Source organism: Streptomyces sp. NPDC025651, from assembly GCF_055558735.1.
This window is the reverse complement of sequence record NZ_JBVHLZ010000011.1, coordinates 130,568-150,567: the sequence shown is the minus strand read 5'-3', so window position 1 is coordinate 150,567 and position 20,000 is coordinate 130,568. Positions and strand designations below refer to the sequence as shown.

Below are 20,000 nucleotides of genomic sequence, written 5' to 3'. Positions count from 1 at the left end.
TCGCGGGCCCGTCGCTCCCGGGCAGGAAAGCACTCTAAGGGGGCAGCGGCGCGGCGCACGCTCCGGGGAGCACACGGCCCGCGAGCCGCCCGCCCTCAGGGCGCTGAAACCACCCTGAAACCCCGCTGAATGCGCCCCACCGCACTCTCTGCCGCATGACCACCACGACATCGGCATCGTCGACCGCGCCGACTCCCGCCCCGCACCCGCCCGCCATCGCGGCGCACGGGCTGCGCAAGTCCTACGGCGACAGGACCGTGCTCGACGGCATCGACCTGACCGTCCCCGAAGGAACGATCTTCTCCCTGCTCGGTCCGAACGGCGCGGGCAAGACCACCGCCGTCAAGATCCTCTCCACCCTCGTCACCGCAGACGCCGGCGACCTGCACGTCGGCGGCCACGACCTGGCCACCGCCCCGCAGGCGGTCCGCGCCGCCATCGGCGTGACCGGACAGTTCTCCGCCGTGGACGGACTGATCACCGGCGAGGAGAACATGCTCCTCATGGCGGACCTGCACCACCTCTCCCGCCGGGAAGGGCGCCGCACCACCGCCGAACTCCTGGAACGCTTCGACCTCACCGACGCCGCGAGGAAGCCCGCCTCCACCTACTCCGGCGGCATGAAACGACGCCTGGACATCGCCATGACACTGGTCGGCACCCCGCGGATCATCTTCCTCGACGAGCCCACCACCGGCCTCGACCCCCGCTCCCGCCACACCATGTGGGGCATCATCCGCGAACTGGTCACCAGCGGCGTCACCGTCTTCCTCACCACCCAGTACCTGGAAGAGGCCGACGAACTCGCCGACCGCATCGCGGTGTTGAACAACGGCAAGATCGCGGCCCAGGGCACGGCCGACGAACTGAAACGGCTCATCCCCGGCGGACACGTCCGGCTCCGCTTCACCGACCCCGCCGCCTACCGGTCCGCCGCCACCACCCTGCACCACGCCACGCCCGACGACGAGGCCCTGACCCTGCAGCTCCCCAGCGACGGCAGCCAACGCGAACTACGCGCCGTACTCGACCGGTTGGACACCGCCGGCATCGAGGCCGACGAACTGACCGTGCACACCCCCGACCTCGACGACGTCTTCTTCGCCCTCACCGGTGACACCCACAAGGCCGAGGAGGCCGTCCGATGACCGCTCACCCGGCTCCCGCCCACCCGGCGCGGATCCCCCTCGCCGTGCGCGACTCCTCCACCATGCTGCGCCGCAACCTCCTGCACGCCAGGCGCTATCCGTCCCTCACCCTGAACCTGCTGCTCACTCCCATCGTCCTGCTCCTGCTGTTCGTCTATGTCTTCGGCGACGTGATGAGCGCCGGTATCGGTGGTGGCGGCGCCGACCGGTCCCAGTACATCGCGTATCTCGTGCCGGGCATCCTGCTGATGACCATCGGGGCCACTCCGGCCGGGACCGCGATCTCCGTGTCCACGGACATGACGCAGGGCATCATGGCCCGCTTCCGTACGATGGCGATCCACCGCGGGTCCGTGCTCATCGGGCACGTCGTCGGCAGCGTGCTGCAGTCGATCGCCAGCGTGGTCCTCGTCGGCATCGTCGCCGTGGCCGTCGGCTTCCGCTCCACCGACGCCACGGCCCTCGAATGGCTGGCGGCCCTCGGGCTGCTCGCCCTGGTCGCGCTTGCGCTCACCTGGATCGCCGTCGGGATGGGCATGGCGAGCCCGAACCCCGAGGCGGCCAGCAACAACGCGCTGCCGCTGATCATCCTGCCGTTCGTCTCCAGCGCCTTCGTCCCGGTCACCGCGATGCCGGGCTGGTTCCGGCCGATCGCCGAGTACCAGCCGTTCACCCCGGCCATCGAGACCCTGCGCGGCCTGCTGCTCGGCAGCGGGATCGGCAACAACGGATGGCTGGCCGTCGCCTGGTGCCTGGGACTGACCGCGCTCGGCTACGTCTGGTCGACGACTCTGTTCAACCGCGACCCGAAGTAACCGCGCCGACCGCCTCCCTCAGCTGGTCCCGGTCCAGGGCGGCGTACTCCGACACCGCGTCGGCGTACGCCGCCCCGTCGGCGTTCTCGGCGGCCTGCCGGGCGCGGGCCTCCGACATCGTCGGCTGGAACTCCCGCAGCACCCACAGCCGTTCGGCCAGCGCGATCATTCGCACGGATGCGGGGTCGCCGGACGCGAGCCCCGCCGTGCCGAGCGCGTGCAGCACCGTCCCGAGCACGGGCAGCCCGAGGTGGGCGCGGAGCGGCCCGGAGAGCAGCGCCCGCAGCCGGTCGACGACGTCGCCGACGAGGTCGAGGCGGCCGGCGTACGCGTGCGCGGTCACCGCCGCCGCCTGGATCTGCAGGGCCCACGGGTCGAGCCACGGGTCTCCGGGGTACTGCGCCCCGGCACCGGGAAGCCGTGCCACGGCGCGGCGCCATCCGTCGAGCCCGGCCTCCGTCAGCCCCCGGGAGAGCGCGATCTCGGCGCGCACGCCCAGGTCGGGGCTGTAGAAGACGTCCTTCTGTGCCGCGCCGTCGCCCTCGGCCCTCCGCTGCCAGGCCTCGGCCGCGTCGGGGTCGCCGCGCTGCAGGCAGGCGAGGGCGAGGCCCCAGCGGATGCCGACGTAGTCGTTCTCGTCACCGAGCCGCAGCAGGGACTCGCGCGCGGCCTTCAGATATCCGTACGCGGCCTCGCCCTGCCCCGTCTTCAGGCACAGGTCGCTCAGCCGGGAGTAACCAAGAACCCGCAGGGGCGGGTTGTCGGTCGGCTCCAGCGCGTCGATCATCCGGCGGGCGGAGGTGAGCGCGCGGTCGATGTCGTGGGCCTGCTCCCATACGTACGTGGCGACGCACTCGGCGACGGCGGCGACCAACGGGCGCTCGCTGCCGCAGAGTTCGTGCAGCACCTCGTAGTCGGGTGGCAGCATCTCGGGGACCGCACTCAGGACCACGGCGGTGGCGCGCAGCAGGGTGTCCGGGGGCGCCGGGGGCAGTCGGCGCAGCGTGACGAGCTGGCGTACGGCGCGCGGGCCGTAGTCCATGAAGAGGCTTCCCGAGCACAACACCGCGGCGGAGCGGGCGACTTCGACGTACGCGGGCTCGGGGTGGTAGTGCGACAGGGGCGGGCCCGTCTCCGTGGCGAGGGCGGCGAGGCGGGGGAAGTTGGAGTCGGTCGTCCACAGGGCGGCGAGGACGGCGGTGACGGCGGCGGCGGTGGGGCCGTCCGTGCGGGCCAGGGCGTGCCGCAGGGCCGCCACGAGGTTGTCCTGCTCGGCCTTGATCCGCGCCGATGCCGCCAAGGGCTCCGGGCCCAGGAGCACGTCGTGGTGGGCGACCCCGAAGTCCCGTGCCCAGGCCAGGAATCGGCCGACGGTCTCCTCTTCCTCGCCCACCTCCGCCCGGCGGGCCGCGCTGAACTCCCGTACGGTCTCCAGCATCCGGAACCGCACGCCGACCGGGGTGTCGGCGACGGTGAGCAGCGACTGCCCGGCCAACTGCTCCAGGAGGAACAGCGCGTCCCCGCCGAGGACCTGTTCCGCGGCCTCGCCGGAGAAGCCGCCGGGAAAGACGGCCAGCGTGCGCAGCGCCGCCCGCGCCTCCTCCGCGAGGAGGTTCCAGCTCCACTCCACGACCGCGTGCAGTGTGCGGTGGCGCTCCGGCACGTCCCGCGCGCCGCCGCGCAGCAGGGCGAAGCGGTCGCCGATGCGGCGGGCGATCTCCGGTACGGACAGCGCCCGCACCCGTGCCGCCGCCAACTCCACGGCGAGCGGCAGCCCGTCGAGGTGGCGGCACAGCTCGCCGACCGCGTCCGGCGGCAGCTCGACGCCGGGCCGGGCGGCCCTGGCACGCTGCGTGAACAGCTCGGCCGAGGTGTCGGGACCGAGCTCGGGCAGCGCGTACACGGCCTCCGAGGTGAGGTCCAGCGGGGCCCTGCTGGTGGCGAGTGCCCTCAGGTCCTTCGACGCGGACACCAGGGTCTGTACGAGGTCGGCGGCGCCCCGGATCACCTGCTCGCAGTTGTCGAGGACCAGCAGCGCGGGTCCGGAGCCGAGCGCGCCGAGGATACCGGTGACCGGGTCGGCCGAGGCATGGCCGCTCACGGCGCCGTGCCGCGCCTCCCCCGCGCCGAGGGCGGACGCGACCTCCGCGGCCACGTCCTCGTCCGCGGTGACGCCGGCGAGCGGCACGAAGTACACGACGCGCTGTTCGGCCCTGCGGCTGACGGCGTGCGCGAGGCGGGTCTTGCCGAGGCCGCCGGGGCCGATGACGGTGACGGCGCGGTGGGCGCGCAGCAGGCGCTCCACCGCCGCGATGTCCGCCTCCCTGCCGAGGAGTTGGTTCGGTTCGTGCGGTACGCCGTGCCTGACCACGGGCGCCTCGCCGCGCAGCAGTTCCCGCTGTACGGCCTTGAGCGCGACGCCCGGTTCAGTGCCGAGCTCGGCGCGCAGCGCGCGGCGGTAGTCCTCGTACCGCGCAAGCGCGGTGGAGGGCCCCGCGGTCGCCGCCTCGCCGCGGAGGAGTTCGGCGAGCACCTCCTCGTCACGCGGATGCTCCGCGGCGGCGACGGTGAGCGGTCCCGCGGCTTCGGCATGCCGTCCGAGGCGGGCGAGCGCGAGGGCCCGGGCGCGGACCAGGGTGCGGCGGGCGGGGGCACGTTCGGCACGCAGGGCGGCGAGGGGATCGGCGGCACCACCGCCCCCGTCCTGCGGCCCCTCGGGAGTTCCCTCCCACAGGGCGAGCCCGGCCTCGGCCGCGGCCAGCGATCCCGCGTGGTCCCCGGCCCTGGCCCGGTCCGCGCTCGCGGCGACGTGCAGCAGCAGTGCGGAGGCGTCGACCTGGTCCTCGGCGAGGGCGAGCCGGTACCCGTTCGGCGTGCCGACGATCACGTCGGCGCCGAGCTGCGACCGCGCCCTGGACACGAGCACCTGCACCGCCTTCCCCGGCCGCTCCGGCAGCGCGTCCGCCCACAGGCCGGCCACGAGCCGATCGACGCTGCGGCCCCCGCGCAGGTCCCCCGCGAGCAGCGCGAGGAGACCGCGGAGCCGGGGCGCGGTGACCTCCCGCCCTCGGTAGGCGACACGGGTCAGCAGGGTCAGCTCGGTGGTCATCTGTGCAGGTTAGCCAAGGCGTCCTTGCACGAACCGTCGAAGGTGCGCCCGTACGGCGTCCGGCTGTTCCCGCCAGGGCTCGTGCCCCGCGCCCTCGATCCGTGTCAGCGCAAGAGCGAGGCGTCGCGCGAGGGATTCGAGGGCCGACACGGGGCGGGGGTCCTCGGTGCCGCCCAGGAGTTCCGTTCGCGCGGGCAGGCACGTGCGCAGTTCGGCCAGGTGCTCTTCGAGCGGGTCCTCGCGGCCTTCCCTGTTCAGTTCGGTGTTCATCGACCAGTTGACCGGGCGGCGCCGCCGCGCTGCCTGCGCGGCCCAGTGCCGGCCGCGTTCGGGGTCGGCGTGGTCGGTGAACCAGGCCAGGGTGAGCAGTTCGACCTCCTGCTCCTCCGTGCGGTGCGGCAACTCCTCCAGTTCGCCGAGGCGTTCCCGCTGGGCCGCGGACATGCGGCGGGCGCGATTCTCCCGGTCCCCGGTACGCCAGTCCCCGACGAACGGCCCGCACATCAGCAGCATCGCGGCGACCCGGTCAGGGTGCCGCAGACAGAACCGGCTCGCCAGGTTCGTGCCGTAGGAGTGCCCGATCAGCACGGCCTCGGGCGCGTGCCACGCGTCGAGCAGCTCGGCGAGGTCGTCGACATGTCGCGCCATGGAATGGCGGCCCCGCCAGGGTGATCCTCCCGTGCCTCGCTGGTCGTACCGGTACACGGGCGCGAGGTCCGCGACCATCTGGGCGACGTCGCCCAGATAGTCCGGCAGGCCCGGTCCTCCGTGGAGCATGACCACGGGCGGCCGCCCGGTCGTGTCCCCCAGCGCCGTCCACCGTAGTCGCGTCCCGTCGGTCATCGTCGCGACGCCTTGCGTCTCCGCCTCGATCAAGGTCACCGGCGAGAAGCTACCCGTCCCCCTGACGCTCCGGCAAAAGTGCGGCGGCGGACCGGAGGCCGTCCGTCTCGTTTCCCGCCGGCGGCGCGGCCGCCATGCTGGCGGTGTGCGCAAGTCCGTTGCCGCCGTGGGGAGTTCCGCCTTCATGGCGCTTGCCCCCGGCACCGTGGCCGGAGTGGTGCCCTGGTGGGTGACCAGGTGGCAGGGCGGCCACTGGTGGGTTCCCGTGAGGGTGTCGGGCGCCGCCGTACTGGTGACGGGAGCGGTCGCGCTCGTGCACGCCTTCGCGCGGTTCGTCGTGGAGGGGCTGGGGACCCCCGCACCGGTCGCGCCCACCGAGCAGTTGGTGGTGGGCGGGCTCTACCGCCATGTCCGCAACCCCATGTACGTCGCCGTCACGGCATCGATCGGCGGCCAGGCCCTGCTGCTCGGCCGGCCGGTCCTCCTCGCCTACGGGCTCCTCGCCGGGGCGGTGATGTGGGCGTTCGCCCGGTGGTACGAGGAGCCGAAGCTGTCGCGCACCTTCGGGGCCGCGTACGAGGTCTATCGGCGGGCGGTGCCGGGATGGCTGCCGCGGCTCCGGCCCTGGCGGGGCGCCGCCCCCGTACGCCCGACAGGCCCGCCCGCCAAGTGACGTCCGCAACCCCGCCGCCCTCCTCCGGCACCTGGCCGAGGAGGGCAGCGGGTCCTGGAGGGCCGGTGCGTCAGTGCGCCTCGTGGCCCGCTCGCGCCTCCGCCGCCGTCTTCAGCTCGGCCAGCCATCCCTCAAGGCCCTTGCCGAGGATCTCGGTCGCCAGGGGAACGTTCGATTCGATCTGGTCACCGGTGTGGGTCTCTTCCGTACTCACCCGGACTCCGCCCTTGACCTCGGTGAAGTTCCATACGTGGATGCCGTTGTCGATGCGCAGCCCTTCACCGATCGCCGGGCCGGTCCAGCGGATGCAGGACTTGCGCTTGAGCTGCTCGACGGTCGAGGTGATCTCCAGGGTGGTCTCGGGAGTCGTCGGCGTGGCGGGGGCCGGGGTCGTCCAGCGGAAGGCCGAGCCCTTCCTGAGCGGGCCGTGGTCGAGGCGCTCCGCGGTCTCGACGGGGCTCTGCCAGGACGGCCAGCGCTCCACGTCGGTCTGCAGCCCCCAGATGGTGCTGAGCGGTGCGTGGATCACGGTCTCGGTCTTGTAGCGGACGAGCGCCTTGGGGTCGACGCCCTTCCCCTGGCACGTGAGCGACTTGCCGGAGTGGGGGGCGGACGTGGCCCCGGCGGGCGCCGCGGCAGTGCCGAGCAGTCCGACGACTGCGAGCGGGACGGTCAGGAGGGCGGCGCGGACGCTGGTGCTGCGTGCGTTGGACATGGCATTCCCCTTGTCAAGTGGCGGGTGAGCGTTGGGGGTTGCATGGACGTGCTGGGCCTTTCGGGGCCCTGATGCTGAGCGGGCTTGCCGTTCGTTATAAGTTCTAACGGGAGTGAATGACTGTCGTCAAGGGTCGGCGTGATAGCTTCTCACTCGAACACGAGCCTGTAACTGGCGTGGTTCGGAGAGGGGCACACCATGGCGAAGACCGGCGCGCCGAACCCGCGCGAGCGCTACCGCGCCCAGGTGCGCGCGGAGATCAAGGAACACGCCTGGGAGCAGATCGCCACGGCCGGCGCCTCCGCACTCTCGCTCAACGCGATCGCCAAGCGGATGGGTCTCAGCGGACCCGCCCTCTACCGCTACTACGCCAACCGCGACGAGCTGATCACCGAGCTCATCAGGGACGCGTACCGAAGCCTCGCCGACACCTGCCGAGCGGCAGCCGACGCCAGCCCCGACAGTCAACTGCCCGCAGTGGCGCACGCCTTGCGCGGCTGGGCGCTGGACGACCCACAGCGCTACCTCCTCATCTACGGCACGCCCGTCCCCGGCTATCACGCACCCGACGACGTCACCGCGATCTCGAACGAGATCATGGGGACCTTGCTCGACGCCTGCGCCTCCACCCCCCAGGACGGCCCTGCCGCGCCGCTCGACGCGCACCTCGAAGACCACCGGCAGTGGGCGGGCGACCACCCCGCCCCGACCGCCGCCCTGCGCCACGCCCTGACCTTCTGGACCCGCCTCCACGGCGTGCTCTCCCTCGAACTCGCCGGACACTTCAGCGGAATGGGCTTCGACCCCGCCCTCCTGTTCGAGGCCGAGCTCAAGGATCTCCTCACGAGCTAGCATGTAATACATGAATGACTTGAGCGACTCTTACGAACTGCGCGACGGCGTGCCCTCGGTCGAGACCTTCCGTCGCCTGCGGACCGGCGCCGGACTCTCCGACAAGGACCCCGAGGCCGTCGCGGTCGCCCTGCCGAACACCTGGTACGGCGTGGTGCTCCACCACGACGGCGAACCCGTCGGGATGGGGCGGATCATCGGCGACGGCGGCACCGCGTTCCAGATCGTCGACATCTGCGTGGACCCCGCCCACCAGGGTCGAGGACTCGGCAAGCGCATCATGGCCGCACTCACCGAGGAGTTGGGGCGGCGTGCGCCCGCGACCGCCTACGTCTCGCTGATCGCCGACGGCCCCGCCCGCTTCCTTTACGAGAAGTTCGGCTTCGCCGACACCGCCGCGCATGGCTCGATCGGCATGTACCTCGCCGCGCGGGCGAGTTGACCGGTCCGCGCCGGCACCTTGACGGAGCCTTGAGACCTGCCTTAAATCAAGTACTGAACAAAGCGCTGCGACAGATCGCTCGCAGCGTTCAGTTCTCGATTGCTGATTGTCATGCGCATGCCCTTCCGCGCGCCCTCTCCTTGCGCTCCCTTCACGCATCAACACCCCCACGCGAAGTGATGTGATGACCGTGCAGCCCTCCACCCGCCGCCGCATCAAGCTCTCCGCCATCGCCCTGGCCTGCGGCGCCCTGGGCCTGACCGCCCTCCCCGCCGGGGCCTCGGCCGAGGCCGCGCCCCGCTCCCCCGCCGTCGCGCCCGCGGCCGCCACGTTCACCGACGACTTCAACGGCCCCGCCGGGTCCGCGGTCGACGGCTCCAAGTGGCAGATCGAGACCGGCGACAACGTCAACAACCACGAGCGGCAGTACTACACCGCGGGCAACAACAACGCCGCCCTCGACGGCCAGGGCAACCTGGTCATCACCGCCCGCAAGGAGAACCCCGGCAACTACCCGTGCTGGTACGGCAGATGCGAGTACACCTCGGCCCGCCTGAACACCGCGGGCAAGTTCACGCAGACGTACGGGCACGTCGAGGCCCGCATGAAGATCCCGCGCGGCCAGGGCATGTGGCCCGCCTTCTGGATGCTCGGCGCCGACATCGGCGACGTGGGCTGGCCGAACAGCGGCGAGATCGACGTCATGGAGAACGTCGGCTTCGAACCGAGCACCGTGCACGGCACCCTGCACGGCCCCGGCTACTCCGGCTCGGGCGGCATCGGCGCGGGCTACACCCTGCCGGGCGGAGAGGCGTTCGCCGACAAGTTCCACACGTTCGCCGTGGACTGGTCGCCGAACAAGGTCACTTGGTCCGTCGACGGCACCGTCTACCAGACCCGCACCCCGGCGGACCTCAACGGCAGTCGCTGGGTCTTCGACAAGCCGTTCTTCCTGATACTCAACCTCGCGGTCGGCGGATACTGGCCCGGCGACCCGGACGGCAGCACGACGTTCCCGCAGCGGCTCGTCGTCGACTACGTACGCGTGAGCACCAACAGCTGAGACCGGTGGGCTAGTTGAGCCGCGCCAGCACGTGCGCGGCCTCGCGGGTCGCCGGGTACAGGTCCCGATAGAGGCCGTACAGCTCGTCGTACACGGCTGCCGCTGCCGCGTCCGGGCGGATCACCTCCACCGTCGGATTCCAGTGCGCGATGTCAGCGGGGGCGGCGAGCCCGGCGCCGACCGCGGCGAGGAAGGCGTCCCCGTACGCGGCGCCGATGGTGTGCCGCGGCAGGTGCTGGGCGCGCCCCGTCACGTCGGAGACGATCCGCGTCCACAGCGCGTGGGCGCCGCCGCCGACCGCGACCAGGCGGTCGGCGGCGGCGCCCGCCTCGCTCATGGCGGCGAGGTTGTGCCGTACGCCGTACGCGGTGGCCTCCAGCGCGGCCCGGTACAGATGACCGCGCCCATGACGCAGCGTCAGGCCGTGTACGAGACCACGGGCGTCGGGGTCGAAGAGCGGGGTGCGCTCCCCCGCGAAGTACGGCAGCATCACAAGCCCCTCGGCACCGGGCGGCAACTCGGCTGCCTCCGCGGTGAGTTGTTCGTACGACGCACCCGTGAGGTCCCTCAGCCATCCGGTGACCGCACCGGACGTCGCCATCCCGCCCGCCAGGCAGTAGGTGCCCTCGAACGCGCCCGCCGTGCCCCACAGGTGCGGGCTGGTCAGCGGCTTCGCCAGGATGCCGACCAGGAACATCGTCGTGCCGTACATCAGCATGAGGTCGCCGGGGGCGGCCACGCCGACGCCGGCCGCCTCCGCCCAGGCGTCGACCGTGCCCGCCACGACGGGCGTGCCCGCGGGGATGCCGGTGCGGGCCTCGGCCTCCGGGGTCACGCCGCCCACGACGTCGGAGGGCCAGACCAGTTCGGGCCACCGCAGCCCCGGCGCGATCTCCTCGCAGCGCTCGGCGATCCAGGCGCGGTCCGCCAGGTCGTACAGCGGCGTGCACTGGCTCGCCGAGTGGTGGTCGAGGACGTACCGCCCGGTGAGCCGGTGCACGAGGTACGAACTCGCCATGTACCAGCGGCTCGTGGCCCCGTACGCCGCCGGCTCGTGGCGGCGCAGCCAGGCCAGCTTCGGCCCGATCGCCTGGCTGGTCAGCGGTGAGCCGCAGCGGCGGATGATGTCCTCGGGGCCGTAGCGCTCGTCCTGTTCGGCGATCTCGGCGACGGCCCGCGTGTCGACGCCGTACAGGATGGCCGGACGGACCGGCGTGCCGCGCGCGTCGGTCGGCAGCAGACAGGGGCCGATGCCGCTCACCCCGACCGCCGCGAGCGCCTCTCCCGCGGGCAGCCGGTCCGTTAACTCCCGTGCCAGGGAACGGAAGTCGGCCCACCACACCGCCTGCGCGTCGTGCTCGAACCAGCCGGGCCGCGGCGTGGACGTCGTGTGCTCGCGCCGCGCCTGGGCGACGAGCGTGCCGTCGGGGCGGGTGAGGACGCCCTTGGAGGAGGACGTGCCGATGTCGATGCCGAGCAGCAGGCCCGGGCGGGACATGGCGGAGCCCGTACGGGACACGGTGGCGCCCGTACGGGACACGTCGGAGGCGGTCTCGGTCACGGGACGATCGAGTCCACGTAGCCGCCGTCGACGCGCAGCGCTCCGCCCGTCGTCGCGGAGGCGAGCGGCGAACTGAGGTAGACGACCATGTTCGCGATCTCCTCCGGTTCGATGAGCCGCTGGATCAGGGACTGCGGCCGGTGCTTGACCATGAACTCCCGCTGCGCCTCGTCCCAGGGCAGGGAGCGGTCGACCAGCTCGTACACGAAGTCCTCGACGCCGCCGGTGTGCGTGGGGCCCGCGATCACGGAGTTGACGGTCACGCCCGTCCCCGCGGCGTCCTTGGCGAAGCCTCTGGAGACCGCGAGGAGCGCGGTCTTCGACATGCCGTAGTGGATCATCTCAGCGGGGGTGACGATCGCCGAGTCGCTGGCGATGTTCTGGATCCGCCCCCACGCGCGGTCCTTCATGCCCGGCAGGTAGTGGCGGATCATGCGCACCGCCGTCAGGACGTTCACCTCGAAGTAGCGGCGCCACTCGTCGTCGCTGATGCCGAGGGCGTCCTCGGCGCCGAAGACGCCGAGGTTGTTGACGAGGATGTCCGCCTGGGGCAGGGCGGTGAAGACCTGGCGGGCGCCGTCGTCGGTGGAGATGTCGCCGGGAGCGTGCAGGAACTCGGCGTCCCCGTGCTCCTCCTTCAGCTGAGCGACCGCCTTGCCGACGGACTCCGCCGACCGGCCGTTCACCGCCACCCGGGCGCCCGCGCGGGCGAGGCCCGCCGCGATGGCCGCCCCGATCCCCTGGGTCGATCCGGTGACGAGAGCGGTCTTACCGGAGAGATCGACGAGCATGCTGCGTACCTCCTGCTGCGGTCTGACGGATGGCCCCGAGGTCCGGGTACCAGTAGATCACTCGGACGCCTTCGCCACAGGTGGGTCTCGGCGAGACACAGGCGGGTCTCGGCCGAGTGGCTGGGCGACCCGACCCAACTGGCCGCGGAACTCGGCGACTCGGGAGTCGCGCGCTGCGGCGCCGGCCGGCTGGCGGAGGCCTCTCAGACGAATGATCCGGTCCTCCGAACCGCGAAAAGCCGCCGCTTCGCCAAGGGGTCAGGATCAGCTCGTCGCCCCTTTGACGGGCGTCTCGGCCGCCCCGCCGACCGCGCCGTCGTCGAAGTCCGCGCAGAATGCCGCCAGGGCGTCGGCGAGGTGGCTCATGGAGCGTGCGGCGAACAGAAAGGGCTGGTAGCCCTGGACGCGGTAGGCGGTTCTTGCCATGGCGTCGAGGTCAAGGGGGCGGACTTCGCAGCGCGGCAGGCGCCGGAGTTCGCCCGGGGAGGAGAGCAGGCCCGCGCCGTACGCCTTGACGCTCCCGGCTTCGGTGAGGACGCCGAATTCGAGGGTGAACCAGTACACGCGACTGATGAGGTCCAGGGCCTCCTTGGTGCGCAGGCGGTCGGCGGTGCGGCCGATCAGCCGGTACAGGTCGGCGAAGCGCGAAGACGCCAGGTGCACACCGTGCCCGAACACGTCGTGGATCACATCGGGTTCGGGCGTGTACAGCGGGGCGGCGGGATGCCGCACGAACTGCACGGCGTGGAAGTAGCCGTCCTTCATCGAGCCCAGGAACCGCCTGTTGGGCACGAAGCCACCGGCGAGCGTGAACCTGAACCCGGTGCGGGGTCGCAGCATCGCCCCGACCTCGCCGTGCTGCGGGATCCGCCCTGCCGGGATGCGTGCCTCCTCACGGGCTTCGAGCACGGCACGGCAGGCGTGCGCACGCAACTCCGGCTGAAGGGCCGCGTGAACGGTGCGCCATGTCGCGTGCTCGGCCGCGGTGTAGGCGACGTGGGGTGAAGGCGCCCCGACCTGATGCCCTTTGGCCCGAGCCACGAGCGCGTCACGCCGCTGCAGATATCCGGGGTCGTTCAGACCGGGATGCAGACCTACGGGGCCGAGGCCACCATCAGACGTGAGGGGGACCCGTACCCCTGCGTCGCTCATGTCCCTACTGTGCCCATACGGGGTGGGGGACACCCATGGCCGCTCCGCGCCTGCGAACGTTGGCCGATTCGAGGGCGCCCCGCCGCCCCGTGCGCCTGCGCAGCCACGGGATCATGCCCCGGCCCCGTGAACCACCGCCACGCGCTCTCCACCAGCGCGAACAGAGCCAGAACACACGCGAACGCCGGGAACGACATCAGCCAGGTCGCCTTGGGATCACTGTTCTGGATCCCGCGGCGCGCAGGGATCGGACCAGCGCATGATCCGCCTCCCCCATGCGGCGGAGGAGCCATCGTGGCGATCCACCACCATGGCGATCCACCGCCGTGGCGATCCACCGCGTGACGGAGGAGTCCGCGGAACACGCCCTTCGGGGTCAGCCGTTGGCGTACTGCTCGGAGTCCTCACTGCGCAGCCCAAGGACGGGATGCAGTCGGACAGCAGTTCCTCACCACGACCCCGCCTAGCGCCCCGTCCGTCCCGGTCGGACGGGGCGGGTCGGTCGGGGCCGGGTTCCGGTACGGCCGGGCAGGCGGTCCGGAGCGTCAGCTGCCGAAGGGGATGTCCCGCGGGGTGGCCATGCGACGGGTGTCCGGGTGGGCCTTCACGTAGTCGGTGATGTACGCCAGGGACTCCCGCACCCCGCTGTCGTCCGTGCCGCAGCCCTTCGGGCCGCCGACGCCGTCCGGGTAGCACGACATCCGGTTGCCGTAGATCAGGCTGTCCACGGCGGCACCCTCGCCGGAGGAGTCGAGCAGGGTGGCGGCGCGCTGCCCGTCGCCCTTGCCCACCGTCCAGCCGACGGTCTGCGCGAGCTCCCCGGCATCCCGAGCCGTGCCGCCGGCCCTCAACTCCTCCCGGATGCCGCCGAACTTCAACGCCATGTTGAACAGGCCCTTGTCCATCACGCGCTGGTTTCCGGGGACGTTCGGCCCGTGCTCGGCGAATCCGTCCCGGACCTTGTCGTAGTCACCACTGAAACTGACGGCTTCCTTGGAGTTCAGGTCAGCGAGGGCGTTCTTCCAGCCGCTGCCGCCCTCCTTGCCGTAGAAGCCGTAGAGCACCCGGATACCCCTGCTCTCCAGCTTCTCGCGCGCCATGTCCCGCAGCGCGGCCACGGAGCAGTGGCGCCACTCGGGGTCACTGCTGTCGCACCAGTCGGGATTCTTCATGTCCAGCCAGACGAACGAGACATGACGCCCGCGGTCGTGCTCCTTCACCACCTGGTCGAACATGTCCGCCATGGTGTCGCCGGAGCTGGTGGGGGTGCCGTCGTGATCCGCCCACCAGCCCTTCTTCCAGGCCGTGGCGTCGATCTCCAGCGCGTTGGCCCCGTTCCCGAGCGCGGTGGTCACCCCGCCCGTGGTCAGCACCCGATGGGCGATGGCCCACGTGGGGCGCTGCCCGGCGGCGCCCGGCGCGCCCTCGGCGGGCTTGTCCTCCGAGGCTGCCACAGCGGCTCCGGTGCCCAAGGCGGCTGCGGAGACGACCACAGCCAGCGGGAACAATATGGTGCGAAGTCGACGTGAGGCGACCATGAGGACGGGTCCTTTCCCTTGCCCGGGCCACGCATGTCGGCAGCCCGTCTGTCGTGCGTCGGCTGTCTGCCGTACAGCCGAGGGTCCGGCTACCCGCGATTTCACCGCCGCACACTAAGTTACCTAATGGTAATTATTGGTTGCGCTCCGTACGCCCGGCGCGGGAAGTGTGCGACGCGGCTTCGCGCCCCCGGCGTCAGTTGATGCGCGGGCGGCAGCGCCGGAACTCGGACACCGGCCTGCCGGACACGACTTCGTCCGCGACGAGCCGTCCGACGGTGGGCGCCAGGGTGATGGCGGAGTGCATGACGGCGACGTAGACGGATCGGTCCCGGGTCGCGTATCCGATGAGGGGTCCGTGTGAGGGCATGGGACGTCGGCCGGTGCGGTAACCCAGCAGGCGGCACCGGTCACTTCCGCGGAAGGCCGTCCGCAGGCGCCGGAGCGCGGTGTGCACGGCCTGCTCGACGGTCGCCGCTCGTTCTTCGACGTACGGCACCATCAGGAGGTCGCCGTCACGCACCTCCCTGACCTCGAAGTCGCGGCAGGCCACGATGGTCCTGACCAGGCCCGGCGGTGCCGTGAGCCGCATGAGGGTGGCCGGGGACGCCGTAACGGGCAGGTCGACCGGCAGTGGCTCGCAGAGCCTGGGGACGTCTGCTCCCGCAGTGAGTACGACAGCTGCGGCGGCGTGAGGGCCGGCCGAGGACAGCACTCCCTCGACACGGCCGCCGGACATCCGCAACGCGGTGACGGCCGTCCCGTAGCGCACGGTTGCTCCGTGGGCACCGGCCGCGTCGACGAGCGCGCGGGTCAACGCCGTCGCGTCGACACCGATGTCGCCGGGAATGTGGATCGCCTGGTCGGGAGGGTTTCCGAGGTGGGGCTCCAGGGCGGCGATGTCGCTCCGACCGACGCGGAACAGGCCGGGCCCGAGCCGTGCTTCCCGAGCCGCCTCGCCGCCCCAGTTCAGCGAGCCGGTCCGGCGGACGGTGACGTGCGGCAGCTCGGCCTCCAGACGCCGGTGGTCCGCCAGGACGTACTCCCGCAGGTCCCGCGCCCCGCCGGGCCAGTCACCCCTCGATTCGCCGACCCAGGCGAAGGAGGCTCCGGTGGCCCCGGCGGCCGGCGCCGATCCCTGCTCGAACAGGGTGACCGGGACGCCCCGACGCGCCAAGTGGTAGGCCACCGAGGCACCGACGATTCCCGCACCGACAACGACAACGGCTGACATGAGGTCCTCGGTCGACAGGCCGACGACCGCCAGGCCCGTGACTGCGGCCGCCGACTGCGGCAGGGCCCTGAGGCCCCCTGGAAGCGCGGCAGATCAGGGCCGGTTCACCCCGGCCGCCAGTGTGGCCCGCTTCGGGCCGCCGATCAACCGGGCCCCGCCAGCGACGTCCCGCACCGCGCGCAGTACCGCGCATCGCGCTCGGCGGCCAGGCGGCCGCACTCCGGACAGACGCGGTCGAGCAGGCATACGGGTTCACCGGCGCCGTCGGACACTTCGGCGCCGACCGGCTGAAGTGCGCGTCGGCGACGGGCAGTTGTGTACGTCAGGCCCTCGCCCCCCGCCCGCACGGAGTGCCCGGCGCCCGCGGGCAGCCAAGCCATGGCGCCCGGCGCGAGCTCGAACTCCGTTTCCGTCACGTGGAGTTCGCCGCCGCCCGCCAGCACGGTGAACAGCACCCCGAAGGCCTCTTCGGCCGGTTCGTCGACGACCACACCGGAGGCCAGGCGTACGACGATGGCGTCCAGGTCGCGTCCGTCGCCGCCCAACGACCACACGACCCTGATCCGCCCGGACCCGTCGGCGACCGTCCGCTCCGGGCCGACGAAGACCGGCGCATCCCCGCCAAAGGCGTCCGCGCCATTGCCAGACGTACTCATGGAGGATCCCTCAACCATCCGCGACGCTCGGCGAGTTCAGCCACGCCCCGATGTTCGGCAGCGCTTGCGGACCACTGTCCCGCTCGACGTCCCCGACGAGGTCGGCGATGGACACAGCCCGCAGCGACTCCCGCCACGCGGCGTCGGCCGCCGACATGGCACGGGCGATGGGGCACGGCTTCACGCAGCCCTCCGGCGGAGTGCCCAGCGGTCCCCGTCGGCGGATCTCGGTGCAGGCGAACGCCGGGCTCGCCCCGTCGACCGCCTGCACCACCTCCAGGACCGTGATCTCGGCGGCGGCCCTGGTCAGCACGTATCCGCCGGTCTTGCCCTGCACGGACTCCACGAGACCCGCCCGGGACAGCGCCTGCATCTGCTTGGCCAGATAGCTGGGCGAGACGTCGTGCAGCAGGGCCAGCCGGGCGGCCGGGACCGGCTCGGTCGCCGCGGTCAGCACCACACAGCAGTGCAGCGCCCATTCCACGCCACCGGACAGTTTCATTCGGCCTCCCGCTCGACCTCCCGTTTGACTCGGATAGAGACTATCCGAGTATTATCTCGGACATCTGATATCCGAGTTCACGGCGACCGCGGCGCTCGCCGCGGCAGCGAACCCTGGCTCGGCCCCCGGCTCGGGCCTCGGCTCGGCCCCCGGCTCACGGAAGGGCACGATCATGAAGATCACGGTCATCGGCGGTACCGGACTGATCGGTTCCCAGCTCGTCACCAAGCTCCGCGAGACCGGCCACGACGTGGTCGCCTCGTCCCTGTCGACCGGCCTCGACCTGCTCACCGGCAAGGGCCTGGACGACGCGCTCGACGGTGCGGACACGGTCGTCAACGTGTCCAACTCCCCCACGTTCGACGAGGCATCGCCCGGGTTCTTCCGCACCACCATGGGGAACCTGCTGGCCGCGGGCGAGCGCGCCGGCGTCCGGCACCAGGTCGTCCTCTCCATCGTCGGAGTCGACCAGGTGCCGCAGCTCGACTACTACCGCGCGAAGGCGCTCCAGGAGGACCTGCTCCGGCAGGGCCCCACCCCGTACTCGATCGTGCGCGCCACCCAGTTCTTCGAGTTCATGGACGCGGTCATGTCCTGGACCGCCGACGAGCGCACCGTGCGGCTGCCCTCCACCCGCCTCCAGCCCCTCGCGACGGCCGACGTCGTCGAAGCCCTCGCCGACGTCGCCACCGCGGCGCCGCTCAACGGCACGCTCGACGTCGCGGGCCCCGACGTCCTCCCCCTGGACGAGCTCGGCCGCATCACGCTGGCGGCCCGCAAGGACGACCGCGCCGTCGTGACCGACGAGGAGGCGGGCATGTTCGCCGCCGTCAGCGGGGACGCCCTCGTCGCGGGGGACGGGGCACGCCTGGCCACCACCCACTACCGGGACTGGCTCAACGCTGCCCGCTGAGCCGTCGCTCCGACCGGCCCGCGGGCGCGCGGGGGTGCGCGGGGGTGCGCGGCCCACGGGACAGTGCGATGGTCGAGCCACCCGAGCACCCGAGCACCCGAAACGAGGCGACAGCGCACATGAGCCAAGACGATCCCGATCCGACGCCGCGCATCCTCGTGACGGGAGCCACCGGATACATCGGTGGCCGCCTCGTCCCGGAACTGCTGGACGCGGGCCACGGCGTACGCTGCCTGGCCCGCTCCCCGGAGAAGCTCCGCGACCACCCCTGGGCCGACCGGGTCGAGACCGTACGCGGCGACGTGACCGACGGCGACTCGCTCGCCGCGGCCATGCGGGGCATCGACGTGGCGTACTACCTGGTCCACGCCCTGGGCAGCGGATCCCGTTTCGAGGACACCGACCGGCGGGCCGCCCGGACCTTCGGCGAGCAGGCCCGCGCGGCAGGCGTACGGCGCATCGTCTACCTCGGCGGCCTCACCCCGGCCGGCGTCCCCGAAGCGGAGCTGTCGCCCCACCTGCGCTCGCGGGCGGAGGTGGGACGCATCTTTCTCGACTCCGAAGTGCCGACCGTCGTGCTGCGCGCCGCGGTCGTCATCGGCTCGGGATCCGCCTCCTTCGAGATGCTGCGCTACCTCACGGAGCGGCTGCCGGTCATGGTGACCCCCAGCTGGGTGCGCACCCGGATCCAGCCGATCGCCGTCCGGGACGTGCTGCGCTACCTGCTCGCCTTCGCCGACCGGCCCGACGACCTGAACCGCGCCTTCGACATCGGCGGCCCCGACATCATGACGTACCGGGACATGATGCGCGCGTATGCCGATGTCGCCGGTCTGAAGCGTCGGCTGATCGTGCCCGTGCCGGTGCTGACCCCTGGCCTGTCCAGCCACTGGATCGGCCTGGTCACGCCCGTGCCGCGGTCCATCGCCCGACCGCTCGCCGAATCCCTCCGCCACGAAGTCGTCTGCCAGGAGCACGACATCGCGCGGTACGCGCCCGACGGCCCCGGCCGTCCGCTGCGCTTCACCGAGGCACTGGAACTGGCCCTGCGGCGGATCCAGGAGGCCCAGGTCGCCACCCGCTGGTCCTCCGCCGCACTGCCCGGCGCCCCCAGCGACCCGCTTCCGACGGACCCCGACTGGGCCGGTGGCAGCCTGTACACCGACCGTCGGCAGATCGCCGTGGACGCCTCGCCGCAGGCTCTCTGGCGCGTCATCGAGGGCATCGGCGGCGAGAACGGCTGGTACTCCTTCCCACTGGCCTGGTCCGTACGCGGCTGGCTGGACCGCCTCGTCGGCGGGGTGGGCCTGCGCCGGGGACGCCGCGACGCCCAGCGCCTGCGCGTCGGCGACTCACTGGACTTCTGGCGGGTCGAGGAGATCGAGCCGGGTCAACTCCTGCGCCTGCGAGCCGAGATGAGGCTGCCGGGCCTCGCCTGGCTGGAGATGTACGCGGAACAGGACGGCAAGGGCCGCACCCGCTACCGGCAGCGCGCACTCTTCCATCCGCGGGGCCTGCTCGGCCACCTCTACTGGTGGAGCGTCGCCCCTTTCCACGCCGTCGTCTTCGGCGGAATGGCACGCAACATCGCACGGGCCGCGGGCCGGGAGTCCGACTGAACCGGAATTCAATCCCCCATATTTCACAGTTCCCTTTCTGTGGAGGCTGTTTCGCGCCATAAAGCGCCATTGATCGTGTGCGCTTTACAAAACAACTGCTAACGTCCCAGCGCAACTTCAGCATCACCTGTTTCATTTCTCCGGTATCCGAAGGAGTGTCATCACATGTCCCCTGTGACCCAGGAACGCGCTGAGGACCTCACGCTCGAGGGCGTCTTCGACCTCGACGTGGACATACAGCTGAGCGACTCCGGCCCCGACGCGGCCTTCCCGACCACCAGTTGCACATCGAGGTGTCACACCATCATCAATCCCCTGACCTGCATCAACTGCTAGACCCCGTGCGATCAGGGACGCCGACGCCGCCTGGCGAA

19 protein-coding genes are annotated in these 20,000 nt (G+C 71.8%); 9 read left to right on the top strand and 10 right to left on the bottom strand.

Translation table 11 applies throughout. The annotated features are described in order from the left end of the window. Positions 1 to 155: 155 nt before the first annotated feature. Entirely contained in the window at positions 156 to 1,148 is a 993-nt protein-coding gene (locus ACZ4D5_RS33105; RefSeq protein WP_467776162.1) for an ATP-binding cassette domain-containing protein, read from the top strand. Next, complete coding sequence (locus ACZ4D5_RS33100; RefSeq protein WP_467776161.1) at positions 1,145 to 1,963, top strand: ABC transporter permease; 819 nt, start codon at positions 1,145 to 1,147, stop codon at positions 1,961 to 1,963. Before ACZ4D5_RS33105 ends, ACZ4D5_RS33100 begins: the two co-directional genes overlap by 4 nt. Here the strand turns inward: ACZ4D5_RS33100 and ACZ4D5_RS33095 are convergent. Then, on the bottom strand, positions 1,944 to 5,072 hold the full coding sequence (locus ACZ4D5_RS33095; protein WP_467776160.1) for an ATP-binding protein: 3,129 nt from the start codon (positions 5,070 to 5,072) through the stop codon (positions 1,944 to 1,946). The genes ACZ4D5_RS33100 and ACZ4D5_RS33095 overlap by 20 nt on opposite strands. Before the next feature lie 9 nt (positions 5,073 to 5,081). Continuing rightward, positions 5,082 to 5,954 (bottom strand): alpha/beta fold hydrolase, encoded by an 873-nt coding sequence (locus ACZ4D5_RS33090; protein WP_467776159.1) that lies wholly within the window; start codon positions 5,952 to 5,954, stop codon positions 5,082 to 5,084. A gap of 106 nt (positions 5,955 to 6,060) precedes the next feature. Between ACZ4D5_RS33090 and ACZ4D5_RS33085 the strand changes: the two genes are divergently transcribed. Further along, positions 6,061 to 6,588 carry a methyltransferase family protein gene (locus ACZ4D5_RS33085; protein WP_467776158.1) on the top strand — a complete coding sequence of 176 codons (528 nt, stop codon included), beginning with the start codon at positions 6,061 to 6,063 and terminating at the stop codon, positions 6,586 to 6,588. A gap of 70 nt (positions 6,589 to 6,658) precedes the next feature. Here the strand turns inward: ACZ4D5_RS33085 and ACZ4D5_RS33080 are convergent, their stop codons facing one another. Beyond that, positions 6,659 to 7,303, bottom strand: coding sequence for an SRPBCC family protein (locus ACZ4D5_RS33080; protein WP_467776157.1), 645 nt, complete (start codon positions 7,301 to 7,303; stop codon positions 6,659 to 6,661). 198 nt (positions 7,304 to 7,501) lie between these two features. Here ACZ4D5_RS33080 and ACZ4D5_RS33075 point away from each other — a divergent pair, with 198 nt between their 5' ends. The 3 genes from ACZ4D5_RS33075 (at position 7,502) to ACZ4D5_RS33065 (ending at position 9,660) form a co-directional block, all read left to right on the top strand. Continuing rightward, on the top strand, positions 7,502 to 8,155 hold the full coding sequence (locus ACZ4D5_RS33075) for a TetR/AcrR family transcriptional regulator (protein WP_467776156.1): 654 nt from the start codon (positions 7,502 to 7,504) through the stop codon (positions 8,153 to 8,155). A 10-nt stretch (positions 8,156 to 8,165) separates the two neighbouring features. Continuing rightward, complete coding sequence (locus tag ACZ4D5_RS33070; protein ID WP_467776155.1) at positions 8,166 to 8,597, top strand: GNAT family N-acetyltransferase; 432 nt, start codon at positions 8,166 to 8,168, stop codon at positions 8,595 to 8,597. Between the two features lie 184 nt (positions 8,598 to 8,781). After that, entirely contained in the window at positions 8,782 to 9,660 is an 879-nt protein-coding gene (locus ACZ4D5_RS33065) for a glycoside hydrolase family 16 protein (protein WP_467776154.1), read from the top strand. Positions 9,661 to 9,670: 10 nt separating this feature from the next. On the opposite strand, the gene ACZ4D5_RS33060 is transcribed toward ACZ4D5_RS33065, so the two are convergent. The 7 genes from ACZ4D5_RS33060 to ACZ4D5_RS33030 all read right to left on the bottom strand — a co-directional run bounded on the left by ACZ4D5_RS33060 (position 9,671) and on the right by ACZ4D5_RS33030 (position 17,094). After that, positions 9,671 to 11,158 carry an FGGY-family carbohydrate kinase gene (locus ACZ4D5_RS33060; RefSeq protein ID WP_467776376.1) on the bottom strand — a complete coding sequence of 496 codons (1,488 nt, stop codon included), beginning with the start codon at positions 11,156 to 11,158 and terminating at the stop codon, positions 9,671 to 9,673. Positions 11,159 to 11,217: 59 nt separating this feature from the next. Then, positions 11,218 to 12,012 carry an SDR family NAD(P)-dependent oxidoreductase gene (locus tag ACZ4D5_RS33055; RefSeq protein ID WP_467776153.1) on the bottom strand — a complete coding sequence of 265 codons (795 nt, stop codon included), beginning with the start codon at positions 12,010 to 12,012 and terminating at the stop codon, positions 11,218 to 11,220. A 264-nt stretch (positions 12,013 to 12,276) separates the two neighbouring features. After that, the gene (locus ACZ4D5_RS33050) at positions 12,277 to 13,164 is read right to left on the bottom strand and encodes a phenylalanine 4-monooxygenase (protein ID WP_467776152.1); all 888 of its coding nucleotides are present in this window, start codon (positions 13,162 to 13,164) and stop codon (positions 12,277 to 12,279) included. A gap of 545 nt (positions 13,165 to 13,709) precedes the next feature. Further along, the gene (locus tag ACZ4D5_RS33045; RefSeq protein ID WP_467776151.1) at positions 13,710 to 14,618 is read right to left on the bottom strand and encodes a PI-PLC domain-containing protein; all 909 of its coding nucleotides are present in this window, start codon (positions 14,616 to 14,618) and stop codon (positions 13,710 to 13,712) included. Between the two features lie 280 nt (positions 14,619 to 14,898). Further along, a complete protein-coding gene (locus ACZ4D5_RS33040; protein ID WP_467776150.1) occupies positions 14,899 to 15,936 on the bottom strand; it encodes an NAD(P)/FAD-dependent oxidoreductase in 1,038 nt (345 codons plus the stop codon). A gap of 143 nt (positions 15,937 to 16,079) precedes the next feature. Next, complete coding sequence (locus ACZ4D5_RS33035; RefSeq protein WP_467776149.1) at positions 16,080 to 16,592, bottom strand: hypothetical protein; 513 nt, start codon at positions 16,590 to 16,592, stop codon at positions 16,080 to 16,082. A gap of 10 nt (positions 16,593 to 16,602) precedes the next feature. Beyond that, positions 16,603 to 17,094 carry an RrF2 family transcriptional regulator gene (locus ACZ4D5_RS33030; RefSeq protein ID WP_467776148.1) on the bottom strand — a complete coding sequence of 164 codons (492 nt, stop codon included), beginning with the start codon at positions 17,092 to 17,094 and terminating at the stop codon, positions 16,603 to 16,605. A 172-nt stretch (positions 17,095 to 17,266) separates the two neighbouring features. Between ACZ4D5_RS33030 and ACZ4D5_RS33025 the strand changes: the two genes are divergently transcribed. The 3 genes from ACZ4D5_RS33025 (at position 17,267) to ACZ4D5_RS33015 (ending at position 19,962) form a co-directional block, all read left to right on the top strand. Further along, entirely contained in the window at positions 17,267 to 18,007 is a 741-nt protein-coding gene (locus ACZ4D5_RS33025; protein WP_467776147.1) for an SDR family oxidoreductase, read from the top strand. 119 nt (positions 18,008 to 18,126) lie between these two features. Continuing rightward, positions 18,127 to 19,626 (top strand): SDR family oxidoreductase, encoded by a 1,500-nt coding sequence (locus ACZ4D5_RS33020; RefSeq protein WP_467776146.1) that lies wholly within the window; start codon positions 18,127 to 18,129, stop codon positions 19,624 to 19,626. A 165-nt stretch (positions 19,627 to 19,791) separates the two neighbouring features. Beyond that, positions 19,792 to 19,962: a hypothetical protein gene (locus tag ACZ4D5_RS33015; protein ID WP_467776145.1), complete on the top strand. Its 171-nt coding sequence runs from the start codon at positions 19,792 to 19,794 to the stop codon at positions 19,960 to 19,962. The last annotated feature ends 38 nt before the right edge of the window (positions 19,963 to 20,000 follow it).